This window comes from Streptomyces sichuanensis (genome assembly GCF_020328095.1).
Lineage (GTDB): Bacteria > Actinomycetota > Actinomycetes > Streptomycetales > Streptomycetaceae > Streptomyces > Streptomyces cinnamoneus.
In genome coordinates, this window is sequence record NZ_JAIXMK010000028.1 from 24,557 (window position 1) to 40,900 (window position 16,344).

General features: G+C 74.0%; 14 protein-coding genes. 6 read left to right on the forward strand and 8 right to left on the reverse strand.

From position 1 onward, the window contains the following. The first annotated feature begins 304 nt into the window (after positions 1 to 304). The gene (locus tag LE181_RS11445; protein ID WP_225661176.1) at positions 305 to 1,522 is read left to right on the forward strand and encodes a beta-ketoacyl-[acyl-carrier-protein] synthase family protein; all 1,218 of its coding nucleotides are present in this window, start codon (positions 305 to 307) and stop codon (positions 1,520 to 1,522) included. Here the strand turns inward: LE181_RS11445 and LE181_RS11450 are convergent. Continuing rightward, positions 1,506 to 2,966: an MFS transporter gene (locus LE181_RS11450; protein WP_225661119.1), complete on the reverse strand. Its 1,461-nt coding sequence runs from the start codon at positions 2,964 to 2,966 to the stop codon at positions 1,506 to 1,508. The two genes, LE181_RS11445 and LE181_RS11450, sit on opposite strands and share 17 nt — an antisense overlap. Positions 2,967 to 3,053: 87 nt before the next feature. On the opposite strand from LE181_RS11450, the gene LE181_RS11455 reads away from it, so the two are divergent. Further along, the gene (locus LE181_RS11455) at positions 3,054 to 3,962 is read left to right on the forward strand and encodes a LysR family transcriptional regulator (RefSeq protein WP_225661120.1); all 909 of its coding nucleotides are present in this window, start codon (positions 3,054 to 3,056) and stop codon (positions 3,960 to 3,962) included. On the opposite strand, the gene LE181_RS11460 is transcribed toward LE181_RS11455, so the two are convergent. Beyond that, complete coding sequence (locus LE181_RS11460) at positions 3,946 to 5,397, reverse strand: aminotransferase-like domain-containing protein (RefSeq protein WP_225661121.1); 1,452 nt, start codon at positions 5,395 to 5,397, stop codon at positions 3,946 to 3,948. The two genes, LE181_RS11455 and LE181_RS11460, sit on opposite strands and share 17 nt — an antisense overlap. Between LE181_RS11460 and LE181_RS11465 the strand changes: the two genes are divergently transcribed. Together LE181_RS11465 and LE181_RS11470 are read left to right on the forward strand one after the other, a co-directional pair. Then, positions 5,396 to 6,346 (forward strand): DMT family transporter, encoded by a 951-nt coding sequence (locus tag LE181_RS11465; RefSeq protein WP_225661122.1) that lies wholly within the window; start codon positions 5,396 to 5,398, stop codon positions 6,344 to 6,346. The genes LE181_RS11460 and LE181_RS11465 overlap by 2 nt on opposite strands. Before the next feature lie 122 nt (positions 6,347 to 6,468). After that, positions 6,469 to 6,669 carry a DUF1918 domain-containing protein gene (locus tag LE181_RS11470; RefSeq protein ID WP_225661123.1) on the forward strand — a complete coding sequence of 67 codons (201 nt, stop codon included), beginning with the start codon at positions 6,469 to 6,471 and terminating at the stop codon, positions 6,667 to 6,669. Between the two features lie 11 nt (positions 6,670 to 6,680). Here the strand turns inward: LE181_RS11470 and LE181_RS11475 are convergent, their stop codons facing one another. Then, on the reverse strand, positions 6,681 to 7,925 hold the full coding sequence (locus LE181_RS11475; protein WP_225661124.1) for a glycoside hydrolase family 10-like protein: 1,245 nt from the start codon (positions 7,923 to 7,925) through the stop codon (positions 6,681 to 6,683). Positions 7,926 to 8,097: 172 nt separating this feature from the next. On the opposite strand from LE181_RS11475, the gene LE181_RS11480 reads away from it, so the two are divergent. Together LE181_RS11480 and LE181_RS11485 are read left to right on the forward strand one after the other, a co-directional pair. Continuing rightward, positions 8,098 to 8,955: a 3-hydroxybutyryl-CoA dehydrogenase gene (locus LE181_RS11480; protein ID WP_225661125.1), complete on the forward strand. Its 858-nt coding sequence runs from the start codon at positions 8,098 to 8,100 to the stop codon at positions 8,953 to 8,955. A gap of 167 nt (positions 8,956 to 9,122) precedes the next feature. Further along, positions 9,123 to 9,380, forward strand: a complete 258-nt coding sequence (locus LE181_RS11485; protein ID WP_190108939.1) for a hypothetical protein — start codon at positions 9,123 to 9,125, stop codon at positions 9,378 to 9,380. 32 nt (positions 9,381 to 9,412) lie between these two features. Here LE181_RS11485 and LE181_RS11490 read toward each other — a convergent pair whose 3' ends face one another. The 5 genes from LE181_RS11490 to pheS all read right to left on the reverse strand — a co-directional run bounded on the left by LE181_RS11490 (position 9,413) and on the right by pheS (position 16,343). After that, positions 9,413 to 9,943, reverse strand: a complete 531-nt coding sequence (locus LE181_RS11490; RefSeq protein ID WP_190108938.1) for an NUDIX hydrolase — start codon at positions 9,941 to 9,943, stop codon at positions 9,413 to 9,415. Between the two features lie 58 nt (positions 9,944 to 10,001). After that, positions 10,002 to 11,339, reverse strand: coding sequence for a tetratricopeptide repeat protein (locus LE181_RS11495; protein ID WP_225661126.1), 1,338 nt, complete (start codon positions 11,337 to 11,339; stop codon positions 10,002 to 10,004). Positions 11,340 to 11,425: 86 nt separating this feature from the next. After that, the gene (locus tag LE181_RS11500; RefSeq protein ID WP_225661127.1) at positions 11,426 to 12,487 is read right to left on the reverse strand and encodes a PP2C family protein-serine/threonine phosphatase; all 1,062 of its coding nucleotides are present in this window, start codon (positions 12,485 to 12,487) and stop codon (positions 11,426 to 11,428) included. 224 nt (positions 12,488 to 12,711) lie between these two features. Then, a complete protein-coding gene (gene pheT / locus LE181_RS11505) occupies positions 12,712 to 15,222 on the reverse strand; it encodes a phenylalanine--tRNA ligase subunit beta (protein ID WP_225661128.1) in 2,511 nt (836 codons plus the stop codon). Then, a complete protein-coding gene (gene pheS / locus LE181_RS11510) occupies positions 15,222 to 16,343 on the reverse strand; it encodes a phenylalanine--tRNA ligase subunit alpha (protein ID WP_225661129.1) in 1,122 nt (373 codons plus the stop codon). Before pheS ends, pheT begins: the two co-directional genes overlap by 1 nt. Between the last annotated feature and the right edge of the window lies 1 nt (position 16,344).

The following is a 16,344-nucleotide window of genomic DNA, read 5'->3' on the forward strand; positions in this document are numbered from 1 at the left end:
CACCTCCGGCCCTTCCGGCTCCGACTCGCGGACGCTGCCGGCGGTCCCCCGACAGGGGGCCGCCGGCAGCGTCCTTTTTTGCGCGCGGAGCATCGGAGCACCGTGTGCGCCCACCCCCGCGTACGACGTTCATGTACCGCACAACAATGACCGGACCCAACAATTCCTCCACGCCTGAGTCCGTGCGCTGCCGCACCACCGACACCGCAGCGACCTTGGCAAAGTTGCTGTCGAGTCGATCTCCCCTCGTGATCATCTGCGAAGGGGGTTGTGCGTCTACGACAAAGGGGGTTGTTCGGTGAGCATGTACACCAGCGATGTGGTGGTGACGGGCCTGGGGGCGACGACGCCGCTCGGCGGGGACGTCGCCTCGACGTGGGCGGCGATGCTGGCCGGGGAATCGGGGATCAGCGCGATCGAGGAGGAGTGGGCCGCGGAGCTGCCGGTGCGGATCGCGGGCCGGCTGAAGGCCGATCCGGGCGAGGTCATCGACCGGGTGCAGGCCCGCCGCATGGACCGGTGCGAGCAGATCGCGCTCGTGGCCGCCCGCGAGGCGTGGGCCGACGCGGGCCGGCCCGAGGTGGACCCGGAACGGCTGGCCGTGGTGATCGGCACGGGCACCGGGGGCGTCCTGACGATGCTGGCCCAGGACGACGTGCTGGAGACCTCCGGTGTGCGGCGGGTGTCGCCGCACACGGTGCCGATGCTGATGGCGAACGGCCCCGCGGCGTGGGTCAGCATCGAGCTCGGGGCCCGGGGCGGGGCGCACACGCCGGTCAGCGCCTGTGCGTCCGGCGCGGAGGCCATCGCCATGGGGCTGGACCTCATCCGGCTGGGCCGGGCCGACGTGGTCGTCGCCGGGGGCGCCGAAGCCTGCATCCACCCGCTGCCGCTGGCCGGGTTCGCGCAGGCCAAGGCCCACTCCACCCGCAACGACGCACCGCAGCGGGCCTCACGGCCCTTCGACGCCGACCGGGACGGCTTCGTCATCGGCGAGGGCGCCGCCGTGGTCGTCCTGGAGCGCGCCGACCGCGCCGCCGCCCGCGCGGCCCGGGCCCACGCGACGCTCGCCGGGGCCGGCGTCACCTCCGACGCCCACCACATCACCGCCTCGCACGCCGACGGGCAGGTGCGCGCGATGCGCCTGGCGCTGGCCGCGGCGGGGCTCGCCCCGCAGGACGTCGGGCACGTCCACGCCCATGCGACGTCCACGCCCCTGGGCGACCTCGTCGAGGCCCGGTCGGTCACCGAGGCGATCGGCAGCCACCCGGCCGTCACCGCCACCAAGTCGATGACCGGGCACCTCTTCGGCGCGGCCGGGGCCGTCGGCGCGCTCGCCGCGATCCTCGCGGTGCGCGACGGCGTCATCCCCGCCACGCAGAACCTGGAGAACCCCGACCCGGAGGTGAAGCTCGACGTCGTCACCGGCGGCCCCCGGCGCGGCCCGCTGCGGGCGGCGCTGACGAACTCGTTCGGCTTCGGCGGTCACAACGCCTCCCTGGTGTTCACACCCGCCCCCTGATCCGGGCACGGGCCGGGGCCGGCACACCCGGCCCGCGCCCGGTGGGCGCGCTGCGGACCGCGTCGCCCGCCGTCGGGTGCAGGCGCAGCGCGCCGGCCAGGGCGCCGAGGGAGAGCAGGGCGAGGAGGCAGAAGGCGACGCCGTAGGGGGTGGCGGCGGTCGCCGGGCCCGGCAGCCACGCGCCGAGGGGGTCGCCGGCGCGCAGGGCGAGGGTGGCGGCGGCAACGCCGAGGCCCGCGGCGGCCTGCTGGGCGGTGGACTGCAGGGTGTTGGCGTGTCGCATGCGCTCCTGCGGGACGTCGGCGAAGGCGATGACCTGGTAGCAGGTCAGGCCCAGGGAGCGGGCGGCGCCCGCGGCGACGGCGAGGACGAGGACGACGGCCACCGGCGTCGTGGCGGTGAGGACGCCGCACAGGGCGGTGGTGACGGCGACGCCCAGCGCGGCGGCGATCAGCAGGGGGCGGAAGCCGAAGCGGTCGAGCAGGCGGTTGGCGGCCGGTTTGATGGCGATGTTGCCCACGAAGACGAAGAGCACCACGGCGCCCGACCGGATCGCGCTCCAGCCGAACGCCTCCTGGAACAGCAGCGGCAGCAGGAAGGGGACGGCCGCGACGACGACCCAGAAGAGCGAGCCCCCGGACACCGAGGCCCGCAGGGTCGTCACCTTCAGCATCCGCAGGTCGATCAGCGGCTCGTCCGTGCGCAGCAGGTGCCGGGTGGCCGCCGCCGTCAGCAGGACGGCCGCACCCGCGGCACACAGCACCTCGGCCCGGTCCGCGCCCGGTTCGGACAGCAGGTGCGCGGTCCAGGTCAGCGCGCCGAGGCCGGTGGAGACGAGGGCGACGCCCCACCGGTCCAGGCGCGGCGGCGGGCCGGCGGTGTGCGGCGGGGCGTCGATCAGACGGCGGGCGACGGCGAACGCCACCGCGCCCAGGGGGAGGTTGACGAGGAACATCCACCGCCAGCCGGCGTAGGTGGTGAGGAACCCGCCGGCCAGGGGTGCGATCACCGGAGCGGCCAGGGCCGGCCAGACGACGTACGAGACCAGCCGGGGCATGTCGGTCTTCTCCGCGCCGGAGACCACCACCAGCCGTCCGACGGGCACCATCATGGCGCCGCCCGCCCCCTGCAGGACGCGCATGGCCACGAGCATGCCGAGGCCGGTGCTCAGGGCGCAGGCGAGCGAGGCCAGGGTGAAGACGGCGATGGCGGTCAGGAAGACGCGGCGTGCGCCGAAGCGGGCGGTCAGCCAGCCGCTGAGCGGTATGAGGACGGCGAGCGTGACCAGGTACGCGGTGACGACCAGGCCGATGGCGGCCGGGGCGACTCCGAGGGCGTCCGCCATCCGGGGTGCGGCCGTCGAGACGATCGTGCCGTCGAGGTTCTCCATGAAGAAGCAGCCCGCGACCAGAAGCGCGGTGTGGCGTTGCCTGGCGTCGATCATCTCGGCTCTCCCTTTCCGGTTCCCGGCCATGGTGGTCCGAGGCATGGTTGACTACAAGGTCCGCATACTCAGCCAGGATTGACCCTCATGCAACTACCGGACATGAACCTGCTGCCCGCGCTCGACGCCCTGCTGCGCGAGGGCAGCGTGACGGGCGCCGCCGCCCGCATGAACGTCTCGGCGTCCGCGATGAGCCGCACGCTGGGGCGGCTGCGCCGGGTGCTGGGCGATCCGCTGCTGGCGCCCGCCGGGCGGGGGCTGACGCTCACTCCGCGGGCGGTGGAGCTGCGGCCGCAGGTGGAGGCGGCCCTCGCGGGGGCGCTGGCGGCGCTGCGGCCGGCCGATCCGCTCGACATCGCCTCGGTGGAGCGGAACTTCACGCTCCGAACGAACGACGCCTTCGCCGTGGTCGCCGGTCCGGCGCTGACCGCGCGGGTCGCCCGCGAGGCGCCCGGCATCCGGCTGCGCTTCCTGCCCGAGGGCGACGAGGACCCCGCCGACCTGCGCGACGGCGTCGACCTGGACGTCGGGCACCTGCCCGGCCTCCCCCACGACGTGCGCAGTTCCCCGCTCACCCGGCACCGTTACGTCGCCGTCTGCCGGGCCGGGGCGCCGCACGCCGACGAACCGCTGACCGTCGAGCGGTTCGCCGCGCTCCCCCACATCACCGTCACCCGCCGGGGCCGCCTGCACGGCGTCGTCGACGACCTGCTCGCCGGTCTGGGCCTCGGCCGCCACGTCCTGGCGACCGTGCCGAGCCATGCGACGGCGTGCTTCCTGGCCCTGGACTCGGACGCCCTGGCCCTGGTGGCCGCTCCCGTGGCGGCGCACGCCGCCCGGCTGATGCCGCTGGTCGTCCGGGACGTTCCGCTGTCCCTGCCGGACGTCGCGACGGGCATGGCCTGGCACGTGCGTCTCGACGACGATCCGGCGCACCGGTGGCTGCGGGAGGCGGTGGCGGAGGCCGACCGCGGGCTCGTCAGCGAGCCGCGGTGAGTTCCTCGTACGCCGTGCGCAACCGGCGGACGCCCTCGGCCAGTTCGGCGGTGCCCGCCGCGCCCGCGAAGCACAGGCGCAGGTGGGGGGCCGGGGGCTCGGCGCAGTAGAACGGGCGGCCGGCGTTGACGGCGACCCCGGCGCGGAGCGCGGCGGCGGCCAGGGCGCTCTCGTCGGTGCCGTCCGGGAGGCGGAACCAGATGTGGAAACCCCCCTGTGCCACGACCTCCGGGACGAGCACGGGCAGTTCGCGGGCCAGTTCGGCCAGGAGCACCTCGCGGCGGGTGCGCAGTTCGGCGGCGACCGCGCGGCGGTGACGGGACCAGGCGGGCGCGCCGACGAGTTCGAGCGCCGTCTCCTGCAGCGGGCGGGGCACGAAGAAGCTGTCGACGACCTGGATGGCCCGCAGCCGTTCCAGGACGGGGCCGCGGGCGGCGAGGGCCCCCACGCGCAGGCTGGGCGAGGTGAACTTGGTCAGCGAGCAGACGTGGACGACGACGCCGTCCACGTCCTGCGAGGCCAGCGTGGGCGGCAGCGGCGGGGCGCCCTCGTGGACGAGGCGGCGCGCGAAGTCGTCCTCGATGACGAAGGCCCCGGCCGCGCGGGCGATCCGCAGGACCTCCCGGCGCCGGCCGTCGGCCAGCACCGTGCCCGTGGGGTTCTGGAAGAGCGGCTGGCAGACGAAGACCCTGGCCCCGCTGGCCCGGAAGGCGTCGGCGAGCAGGTCGGTGCGTACGCCGTGCTCGTCCACGGGCACGGGCACGGGCCGCAGTCCCGAGGCGCGCGCGGCGGAGACCATGCCGGGGTAGGTGGGGGACTCGACGAGCACGGGTGCGCCGGGCGGGGCGAGGGCGCGCAGGGCGGTGGTGAGAGCGCTCTGGCCGCCGGAGGTGATCAGTACGCCGGAGGGGGCGACCGTTCCGGCCGGGCCGCCGATCTCGCGGGCGAACCAGGACCGCAGCTCCTCGACGCCTTCCAGCGGCGGGCGCTCCCACGCGCCCGGCCGGCGCCCGGCCCGGCCGAGCGCGGCGGCCAGGGCGCGTTCGGGCTGGAGGCCGGGGTGGAGGTAGCCGCCGCTGAGTTCGATGACGCCGGGCGGTGGGCTGGCGAGGGAGGTGAGGACGCCGCCGGAGTCGACGGAGCGCGGGACGGCCTCGTCGCCGGTCTCGGCGCTGAGCGCGACCTGCTGCCAGGACGTGTCGCCGGTCCGGGCGGGGGCGCTGTGCGGCTCGGCCCGGAAGACGCCCGCGCCGGGCCGGGTGCGGACCAGGCCCTCGGCGGCCAGGACGGCCAGCGCCCGGGAGACGGTGACGGGGCTGACGTGGAAGCGCTCGACGAGAGCCCGGCTGGGCGGCAGCTTCTCACCCGGAGAGTAGCGGTCGAGCTCTCCACGCAGGATCCCGGCGAGTTCGGCGACGCTGTTACGCTCGTGCATGACAGCACAAGATAGCGCTACTGCCCCTTCTTCGATAGCGGTGAGCACCCGGGCCGAGCCCGTCCCCGGGACGGACACCGCGGGCCCGCGCGGCCGTTCCGCCGGAGGGACGCTCCTCGCCGTGCTCGGGGTCGGCATGTTCTCGCTGACCTTTCCCGCGACCGCCTGGGCCCTGGAGGGGCTGGGCCCGTGGTCGGTGACGTCCTGCCGGGCCGTGCTGGCCGCGCTGATCGCGGGGGCGTGCCTGCTCGCCGGGCGGGTGCCGCTGCCGGCCCGCCGCCACCGCCTCCCCCTGGCGGCCGTGGCCGCGGGCACCGTCGTGGGGTTTCCACTGCTCACCACGCTGGCGCTGCAGACCTCCACCACCTCGCACGCGGCCGTGGTGGTGGGCCTGCTGCCGCTGACGACGGCCGCGTACTCCTCGCTGCGGACCGGGACCCGGCACTCGCGCGGCTTCTGGGCGGCCGCACTGACCGGGGCGGCCGTGGTCGTCGTCTTCGCCCTGCAGCAGAGCGGCGGGCGGCCCTCGCTCAGCGACCTCTACCTGCTCGGGGCCCTGCTGATCTGCGCGGCGGGTTACGCCGAGGGCGGCAGGCTGGCGCGGGAGCTCCCCGGCTGGCAGATCATCGGCTGGGCGCTGGTGCTGTGCCTGCCGCTGTCGCTGGCCGGGGCGGTCCTCGCCCTGCTCGCCGAACCCGTGCGGCCCACCGGGCACGCGGTCGCCGGACTGCTCTGGCTGGGCACGGCCCAGTTCGTCAGCCTGTGGGTCTGGTACCGCGGCATGGGCGTGATCGGGGTGGCCCGGGCCAGCCAGCTGCAGCTGGCCCAGCCGCTGCTCACCCTGGTGTGGTCGGTCGCCCTGCTGGGCGAACGGCTCTCCCCCGCCGCCCCCGTGGCGGCCGTCGCCGTGCTCGTGTGCATCGGCGCCACCCAGCGGGCCTCGCGATGAGTCCCGCCCCGGCACGGCCGGTGCGCCGGCCGGGGACTTCCTGAGCGCGCCCTATACCGCCGGTCGCCCTAGGCTGGGAGTATCCGAGTGCACCTGTCTCTCACGACGAAAGGGTCACGTCGATGCATGCGAGCAAGGGCGACCGGTTGGTGGTGCACGGCCGTGTGGTCGGCAAACAGGACCACACCGTGGAGATCATCGAGGTCCTGGGCTCCCATGGCAGCCCGCCCTACCGGGTCAGGGACGACAAGGGGCACGAGACCATCATGTCGCCGGGGCCGGACTCCGTGGTGGACCACCGCAAGGCCGGCGACCAGCGGTAGCGCCGTAGCCGTCAGCGCGGCGGGCGCGCGCGGTGGGGGTAGTGGTCCTTCACCACGCGCGCCATCGCCCCGATGCGATCGGCCGCCACCTGCTTGGCGGAGAAGTAGACGTTGCCGAGCACTTCGGGGTGCGTACGGCTCAGGGCGATGTGGCGGGAGAGCTCGGCCGGGTCCTGCCAGGGGGCGGGCTGCGCGGGGTCGCCGGCCCGGTAGAGGGCCTCGCCGATGTAGAGGTGGACGCCCGTGCCACGGACGGTCCCGGCCCACCAGGGCACGAGCTTGGCGTAGTCGGCGGCGGCGAAGCCGATGTGCCAGTAGCACTGCGGGACGATGTAGTCGATCCAGCCCTCGCGGACCCACTTGCGGGTGTCGGCGTACAGGTCGTCGTAGGTCTGCACCCCGGCCCGGGTGTCGGAGCCCAGGGGATCGGTGGAGCGGTTGCGCCAGACGGCGAACGGGCTGACGCCGAACCGCACGTGCCGCTTGCGTTTCTTGATGCGCTCGCGCGTCTCCCGCACCAGGCGGTCGATGTTGTCGCGCCGCCAGGACGCCCGGTCGGGGAAGCCGGCGCCGTAGCGCTCGTAGGCCGCCGTGTCGTCGAAGCTCTGCCCGGCCACGGGGTAGGGGTAGAAGTAGTCGTCGAAGTGCACGCCGTCCAGGTCGTAGCGCCAGACCGCGTCGAGCATGGCGTCCTGGACGAAGCGGCGGACCTCGGGCAGGCCGGGGTTGTAGTAGAGCTTGCCGCCGTAGGCGACGGCCCAGCCGGGGTGGACGCGCGCCGGATGGGAGGGGACGAGCCGCCGGGGGTCGGTGTGGTTGGCGATGCGGTAGGGGTTGAACCAACCGTGCAGCTCCAGACGGCGTCTGTGTGCCTCGCGCACCGCGAAGGCCAGCGGGTCCCAGCCGGGTGACCGCCCTTGAGTGCCGGTCAGGTACTCCGACCACGGCTCGTAGCGGGACGGCCAGAAGGCGTCGGCGGTCGGCCGGATCTGCAGCAGCACCGCGTTGAGCCGGCGCGCCACCGCCGTGTCGAAGAGGGCCAGCAGCTCGGCCCGTTGGCGCTCCGGCGACAGACCGGGCGCCGAGGGCCAGTCGACGTTGACGACCGTGGCCATCCACGTGCCGCGGAACTCACGCCTGCGGGCCGGGGCGCCGCCCCCCGCCGGCTCCAGTGCAGCCGTCTCTCCCGTCGCCAGCATCACCGTCATCGCACCCGCCGCCGCCACGGTGAACCCTCTTCTGCTGATATGCCCCATGTGTAACCCTCCTTTTCCGCCCGTGTTCGATCCGTCACACACGTGTGCGCAGAGCATGCCCGCCCCGGCGCCCTCGGCACCGCGCCGCGCGGAGTAACGTCTTTCCGGGGCGGGACCGGATGACCTCCGGCCGCCACCGGACCAAGATCAGCGACTCAGCGAAAGGCACGATGTGACCGACATCGAACGCGTCGGAGTGGTGGGCTGCGGCCAGATGGGCGCGGGCATCGCGGAGGTGTGTGCCCGGGCGGGGCTGGACGTCAGGGTCGCCGAGACCACGGGCGAGGCGCTGGAGCTGGGCCGTACCCGCCTGACCAACTCCCTCGGCAAGGCCGCCGAGCGCGGCAAGATCACCGAGGCGGAGCGCGACGCCACCCTGGCCCGTCTGAGCTTCACCACGGACCTGGGCGAATTCGCCGACCGCGACCTCGTCATCGAGGCCGTCGTCGAGAACGAGCAGGTCAAGACGGAGATCTTCCAGGTCCTGGACCAGGTGGTCACCCGGCCCGACGCCATCCTGGCGTCCAACACCTCCTCCATCCCGCTGGTGAAGCTGGCCGTGGCGACCTCCCGTCCCGACCAGGTGATCGGCATCCACTTCTTCAACCCGGCCCCGGTGCAGCAGCTCGTCGAGCTGATCCCCGCGCTGACCACGGGTGAGGAGACCATCAAGCGCGCCGAAATACTGGTCGGCAACGTCCTGGGCAAGCACGCCATCCGCGCCCAGGACCGCTCCGGCTTCGTCGTCAACGCCCTGCTCATCCCGTACCTGCTCTCCGCGATCCGGATGTTCGAGTCGGGCATGGCCAGCCGCGAGGACATCGACAACGGCATGGAGCTCGGCTGCGCCCACCCCATGGGCCCGCTCAAGCTCTCCGACCTGATCGGCCTCGACACGGTCGCCTCCGTGGCCGACAGCATGTACGCGGAGTACAAGGAGCCCCTGTACGCCGCTCCCCCGCTGCTGCAGCGCATGGTCGACGCGGGCCGCCTCGGCCGCAAGACCGGCTCGGGCTTCTACACCTACTGATCCGTCACCCACGGTCACCGGTCACCGGCGCTCACCCCCGCTTCACACGGGGTGTGCGCCGGTGACCCGCACATGCCCCCCGCACACGCTCCCGCCCTGCCTGCCGAAGCGGTTGACTCGGCTCGTCGGCAAGCAGCACAGGGATTCTTCCGGAAGGGGTACGGACAGTGACCACCCATCCCGAGCACGCCGCGAGGGCGGCCGAGCTCGCGGAGCTCAGGCGCAGTCTCGATGTCGGCGTGGTCCGCATCGACGGCCACCTCGCTCTGCTCACCCAGCGCAGCGACCAGGCCGAGCGCGACATCAGCGAGGTCACCCAGCGGGTACGGGCCCTGGAGCACGGCAGGTGGCCGCTGCCCTCGCTCGCCGCGCTCACCGGCCTCGCCGGGCTGGCGGTCGCCGTCTGGCAGGCGGCCGGCCGATGAGCGCAGATCACGGGGACGGCTCGTGAGGGCTGTCAGCCGAGCCGGATGTGGTGCAGGAGCAGCAGCGCGGCCGCCATGTTGGCGGCCGGCACCTCACCGCGGGCGATCAGGTCGGGCACCAGCTTGAGCGGCACCCACTCGCGGCGGTCCGACTCGAACGCGTCCTCGGGGTCACCGATGTACTCCGCCTCGTCCGACCAGTAGATGTGGTGCCGGGCGTCGGTGAGCCCGTTGGACGGCTCGACGGACATCAGGTGCTGCAGCCGGCCGGGCCGCCAGCCGGTCTCCTCCTCCATCTCACGGGCCGCCGCGAAGGCGATGTCCTCGCCGTCCTCGACGACGCCGGCCGCCAGCTCCCAGCCCCAGTTGTCGGTGATGAAACGGTGCCGCCACAGCAGCAGGACCTCATTGGCCGCGTTGACCACCGTGGCCACGGCGACGGGCCGCAGCCGGATGAGGAAATGGTCGAGATGCCGGCCGTCGGGGAGTTCGACGTCCGCGAGATTGACCCGGAACCACCGGTTCTCGTAGACCGTCAACTCCTTGAGATTCTTCCAACGCACGTGTCTGCCACCTTCCGCCGAGGTGGCCACCGCCCGGGCGCTGTCCTGGCAACATCCCTCACAAGGGCACGCGCAGCGCCCCGTCGATCATCTCGGCGGCCTCGGCCGTGGCCGCGCACCCACTTTCGATCAGGTGCTCGCGCACCGCACGGAGCCGGTCCCGTAAGCGCTGCGATTCCATGCCTCTCGCCTGCTCGGTCATCTCCCGTGCGGTGGCCACCGCCTTGTCCGCGTCTCCCTGACGCAGCTCGATGTGCGTGAGCATGGCGAGCCGGTGGACACGCCCCCGGTCGTGGGCGGGGGTGTCGACGGCCCGGTCCGCGTGCTCACGGGCGGGTCCGAGGTCGCCGAGGCTGAGCAGCGCCTCCGCCACCTGTACGTTCACCAGGCCGGGCTGGACGTATCCGGTCTCGGCGGGCTCCCGGCCGCGGTGGATGCGCTCGGCGGCCGCCTCCGCCCGCCGGATGCAGGCCAGTGCCCCGGCGCCGTCGCCGAGCCGTGCGTAGGCTTTGGCCTGCATGGCGTAGAGGTCGGCCGCCAGGGCGGGCGTGAGGTCGGCGCCCCCGGCGCGCAGCGCGGACTCGGCGAAGGCGACCGCCTGCCGGTACTCCCCCATGAACAGCGACTGGTTGACGAGGAGGGCGATCACGTAGGCGCCCAGGCCCCGGTCGCCGCTGGCCTTGGCCAGCCGCAGCGCCTGGTGGAAGTAGCGCTGGGCGAGGCCGTGCGCGTCGGAGTCGTAGGCGCAGATGCCGGCCACGGCCACCAGCCCGCCGGTGGCGCGGTGGAGCTGGCGCCCGGTGGCGTCGGAGTAGCTGCCGCGCAGCAGGGGCGCCGTCTCGGCGTTGAGGAAGCCGACGACCCGGGCCCGGGTCGCCACGCCGCCCGCCTTGCGGTACATCTGCTCGTAGTGCGCCCGGGCGGCGCGCAGCATGTCGATGTCGTCCATGGAGACCCGGGTCAGGCCGCGGCGTGAGACGTCGGCGTCCTCGGGAGGGTTCTCCCACTCCCAGACCGGGATGACCGCCGGGGTGCCGGTGACGGCGGGGGCTCTGACGACGTGTTCGCGCTGCTGTTCGTCGGAGCGCCACAGCGCGGTGGCGCGCTCGACGAAGCCGGACAGCGGGGTGCCGGGCACCCGGGGCGTGCCGGGGGTGCCGAGGCCGATGTCGTCGAGGGTCAGCGCGCGGTGCAGCCGCTCGCCGAGGACCTCGCAGATCAGGTCCGGCACCTGGCCGCGCGGCCGCTGGCCCTTGAGCCAGCGGGCGACGGCGGTGTGTTCGTAACGCAACGCCAGCCCCCGTGCCCGGCCCGCCGCGTTGACGTGGGCGGCCAGACCGGCGTGGGAAATTCCCGCTTCGTCGAGGACGGCGTCGAGCAGTGTGTTGGGCTCCATCCCTGCCCCCCGGTGCGCTCGGTGGGATCAGCGTAGTGGAGATCCCTTCGCACGGGGTGTGAACGGGCCACGGCCGGCCGGGGCCCTCAGGGGCGCAGGCAGGAGCGTACGAGCGGTGGGCTCGGGCGCTGCGCGGGGACGCGCTCGCGGTCGTTGCGCAGCGCCAGGAGGGCGAAGTCGTCCGAGAGCAGCCCTCCGGTGTGGCGCAGCAGGGCGTCCTGCAGCCTCGCGACGACGGCCGCGGGGGCCGGGGCCGTGGGGCGGGCGGCCTCGGCCAGGGCGCCGGCGAAAGGGAAGAACTCCCCGCGGGCGTCGCGGGCGTCCTCGGCCCCGTCGGTGTGCAGGACGAGGCCGTCGCCGGGCAGCAGCCGGGTCAGGGCGAGCACGGGCACGTCGGCGGGGAGCGGGAACATGCCGAGCGGCGGCAGCGGTTCGCACGGGGCAAGGGCGGTGGTGCGGGCGCCGTCGGGGGTGCCGGCGAGCCGGTGGGGCCAGGGGTGCCCGCAGTTGAGCGCCATGACCTCGCCGTGCTCGCGCACCTCCAGCAGGAGGACGGTGGCGAACTCCTCGGTGTCCGCGGTGCGGTGGGCGGGGAGGGCGTCGCCGGCCGCCGGCTGATCGGCGCGGGCCCGGTCCCGCAGGTGGCGGTGGAAGGCGCGCTCCAAGCGGCGCAGGACGCCGGCCAGTTCGCCCTCGTCGTGGGCGGCGTCGCGGAAACTGCCGAGCAGGGCGGCGACGGTGCCCAGGGCGGGCAGGCCGTGGCCGCGCACGTCGCCCATGATGATGCGCACGCCGTGGGGGGTGGACTGCACGTCGTACAGATCGCCGCCGACGAGGACGCCCTCGTCGGCGGAGAGGTGGCCGCCGGCCAGGGCGATCCCGTCGAGCCGGGGCGGCAGGGGGCGCAGCAGGGCGCGCTGCGCGGTGAGCGCGATCTCCTTGGTCCGCTCCAGCTCGTCCGCGAGCCGCCGGCCGCGACGGCTGGTGGCGTAGCCGGCGCAGGCGAGCGCGACGGTGGCGGTGAGGAGTGGGACGAGGTGTGTGGCGAGTGGGCTCAGGTACTCCCAGACGACGACTGCGAGCACCCACAGGCCGGGTAGCGCGAACACCACACCCCGCCAGCAGTGCAGCGCCCCGGTACGGATCATGCCGTGCCCCCCATAGCAGCAATGACGGGCTCGATTCTTGCGGAGCAATCAGGCGAAAGTAACGACCCGACCCCCCAATTCCACCCCATTGAGTGATGTTCGAGCGGTGCTTCGCTGACGGGGCGTGACATGCGAAGGGGCGCCCCGGAGTTCCGGGGCGCCCCTGGCCGTCACGCGCGGCTCGCGGGCAGCGCGGACAGCCCGCGCTGCCGTGCGGACGCGGCCTAGGCGCCGCGCAGCACCGCGCCCGTGCGCTCGACGGCCGTGGCGACCGCGGCGTCGCGGGCGGCCGACGCCTCGTCGGCGGTCAGGGTGCGGTCGTCGGCACGGAAGCGCAGCGCGTAGGCCAGCGACTTCTTGCCGGAGCCGAGCTGCTCGCCGGTGAAGACGTCGAACAGGCGCAGCGACTCCAGGAGTTCGCCGGCGCCGTCCCGCAGGGCGGCCTCGACGTCGGCCGCGGCGACCGAGGCGTCCACGACGAGGGCGACGTCCTGGGTGGCCACGGGGAACGAGGAGACGTGCGGGGCCTGGACGGTCCCTCCGCCGGCCCGCTCCAGCCGGTCCAGGTCGATCTCCATCGCGCAGGTGCGCTCCGGCAGGCCGAACGCCTTGGTGACGCGCGGGTGCAGCTCACCGGCGTTGCCGACGAGCACCTCCTCGCCGTCCAGGACGACGAGCAGCGCGGCGCAGCGGCCCGGGTGGAACGGCGCCTGCTGGTCCTGGCGGACGATCAGCTCGGCACCGGCCTCACGGGCCACGGTGCGGCCGGCCTCGACGGCGTCCGCCCACGTGGACGGGCGGCCCTTGCCCCACCAGCCGGCCTGCTCGCGGGCACCGGCGAGGACCACGGCGGCGTGCCGCGGCTGCCGGGGCAGCGCGGCGTCCAGGCCGGCGATCTCCTCGTCGGTCGGGCGGCGGTCGACGGGCAGCCGCACGGGGGCCGTCTCCTCACCGGTCGGCAGGAAGACCGAGCCGGTCTCGAAGAGCGCCAGGTCGTGCTCGCCGCGGCTGTCGTTGCGGCGCAGGGCGGCGAACAGCCCCGGCAGCAGCGTGGTGCGCAGCGACGGCTCGGCGTCGGAGAGCGGGTTGAGCAGGCGCACGGTGGTGCGGCGCGGGTCGCCGGCCTCCAGGCCCAGGTGGTCCAGGGCCCAGTCCCCGATGAAGGGGTAGTTGAGGGCCTCGACGTACCCGGCTCCGGCCAGCGCCCGGCCGACCCGGCGGTGCAGGCGCTGACGCGAGGTCAGGCCGCGGCCGGCCGGCGGGTGCGGCAGGGTGGCGGGGAGGTTCTCGTAGCCCTCCAGCCGGATGACCTCTTCGGCGAGGTCGTTGGGGTCGGTGAGGTCGGGACGCCAGCTGGGCACGGTGACGATGAGCTCGTCCTGCCCGTAGACGTCGCAGCCGACCTCCTGGAGGCGGCGCACGACCGTCTCGCGGCCGTACTCGACGCCGGCGACGCGGTCGGGGTGGTCGGCGCTCAGGGAGATGGTGCGCGGCCCGCTGGGCGCGACGATCTCGGTGACGCCGGCCTCCGCCGTGCCGCCCGCGAGCAGCACCAGCAGGTCGACCGTGCGCTGGGCGGCCGCGGAGGCCGCCTGCGGGTCGACGCCGCGCTCGAAGCGCTTCGACGCCTCGGTGGACAGCTTGTGGCGGCGGGCCGCCCGGGCGATCGCGACGGCGTCGAAGTGCGCCGCCTCGATGACGACCTCGGTGGAGCCCTGGCCGGCCGCGTGGTCCGCGATCTCGGTGTCGGCGCCGCCCATGACACCGGCGAGCCCGATGGGACCGCGGTTGTCGGTGATGACCAGGTCCTCGGCGTCCAGGACGCGCTTGGTGCCGTCGAGCGTGGTCAGCTTCTCGCCGGCCTGGGCGCGGCGCACGCCGATGGTGCCCTCGACGCGGGAGCGGTCGTAGGCGTGCAGCGGCTGGCCGAGTTCGAGCATCACGTAGTTGGTGATGTCCACGGCGAGCGAGACCGGCCGCATGCCCGCCTTCTGCAGACGGCGCTGCAGCCAGATCGGGGAACGGGCCTCGGGGTCGAGGCCGGTGACCGTGCGGGCGGTGAAGCGGTCGCAGCCGGTGGGGTCGGCGACCTGGACGGGGTAGCCGTAGCCGTTCGGCGCCGGCACGTCCAGCAGGGCGGGGTCGCGCAGCGGCAGGCCGTAGGCGGTGGCGGCCTCGCGGGCGATGCCGCGCATCGACAGGCAGTAGCCCCGGTCGGGGGTGACGGCGATGTCGAGGACCTCGTCGACGAGCTCCAGCAGCTCGATGGCGTCGGTGCCGGGCTCGTACTCCTGCGGCAGCACGATGATGCCGTGCGTGCCGTCGTCGCCCATGCCCAGCTCCTCGCCGGAGCAGATCATGCCGTGCGAGGTCCTGCCGTAGGTCTTGCGGGCGGCGATGGCGAAGTCACCGGGCAGCACGGCGCCGGGCAGGACCACGACGACCTTGTCGCCGACGGCGAAGTTGCGGGCGCCGCAGACGATCTCCTGCGGCTCGCCGGTGCCGTTGGCCATGCCGACGTCGACCGTGCAGAAGCGGATGGGCTTGCGGAAGCCCTCCAGCTCCTCGATGGTGAGGACCTTGCCGACGACGAGGGGGCCCTTGAGGCCGGCGCCGAGCTGCTCGACGCGCTCGACCTCCAGGCCGGCGGCGATGAGCTTGGCCTGCACGTCGCGGCCGGTCTCACCGGCCGGCAGGTCGACGTATTCCCGCAGCCAGGAAAGCGGGGCGCGCATCAGATCTCCATCCCGAACGGCCGGGTGAAGCGCACGTCACCTTCGACCATGTCTCGCATGTCCTCGACGTTGTGGCGGAACATCAGCTTGCGTTCGATGCCGAAGCCGAACGCGAACCCGCTGTACTTCTCCGGGTCGATGCCCGCGGCGACCAGCACCCGCGGGTTGACCATGCCGCAGCCGCCCAGCTCGATCCAGCCCTCGCTGGAGCAGGTGCGGCAGGGGCGCTCGGGGTTGCCGACGGACTCGCCGCGGCAGGCGAAGCACACCATGTCCATCTCGGCGGACGGCTCGGTGAACGGGAAGTAGGACGGGCGCAGCCGGGTCCGCATGTCCTCGCCGAAGAGCACCCGCACCATGTGGTCCAGGGTGCCCTTGAGGTCCGCCATGGTCAGGCCCTCGTCGATGGCGAGGAGCTCGACCTGGTGGAAGACGGGGGTGTGGGTGGCGTCCAGCTCGTCGGTGCGGTAGACGCGGCCCGGGCAGATCACGTAGACCGGGGGCTCGCGGTCGAGCATCGAGCGGATCTGCACCGGGGAGGTGTGGGTGCGCAGCACGACGCCGGACTCGGCGTCCTTCTTGGCGCCCTGCACGAAGAAGGTGTCCTGCATGGTGCGGGCGGGGTGGTCCGGCGCGATGTTGAGGGCGTCGAAGTTGAACCACTCGGTCTCGACCTCGGGGCCCTCGGCGACCTCGTAGCCCATGGCCACGAAGACGTCCTCGATGCGCTCGCTGAGCGTGGTCAGCGGGTGCCGGGCACCGGCGGGCACGCGGTCGTACGCCAGGGTGACGTCCACCGCCTCCTCGACCAGCACACGGGCGTCACGCTCGGCCTCCAGCTCCGCCTGACGGGCGGCGAGGGCCTTGTTCACGGCACCGCGGGCCATGCCCACGCGCTTGCCGGCCTCGGCCTTGGCCTGCGGCGGCAGGGCGCCGATCTCGCGGTTGGCGAGGGCGAGCGGGGACCGGTCGCCCATGTGGGCGGCCTTGGCCTCGCGCAGGGCATCGAGGTCGGCGGCGGCGGCGAAGGCGGCGAGCGCCTCGTCCCTCCTGCGCTCGATCTCTTCCGGTTTCAGTGCCTCGACCTCGACAGGGTCGTACGACTTATTGGGTGCCGACATC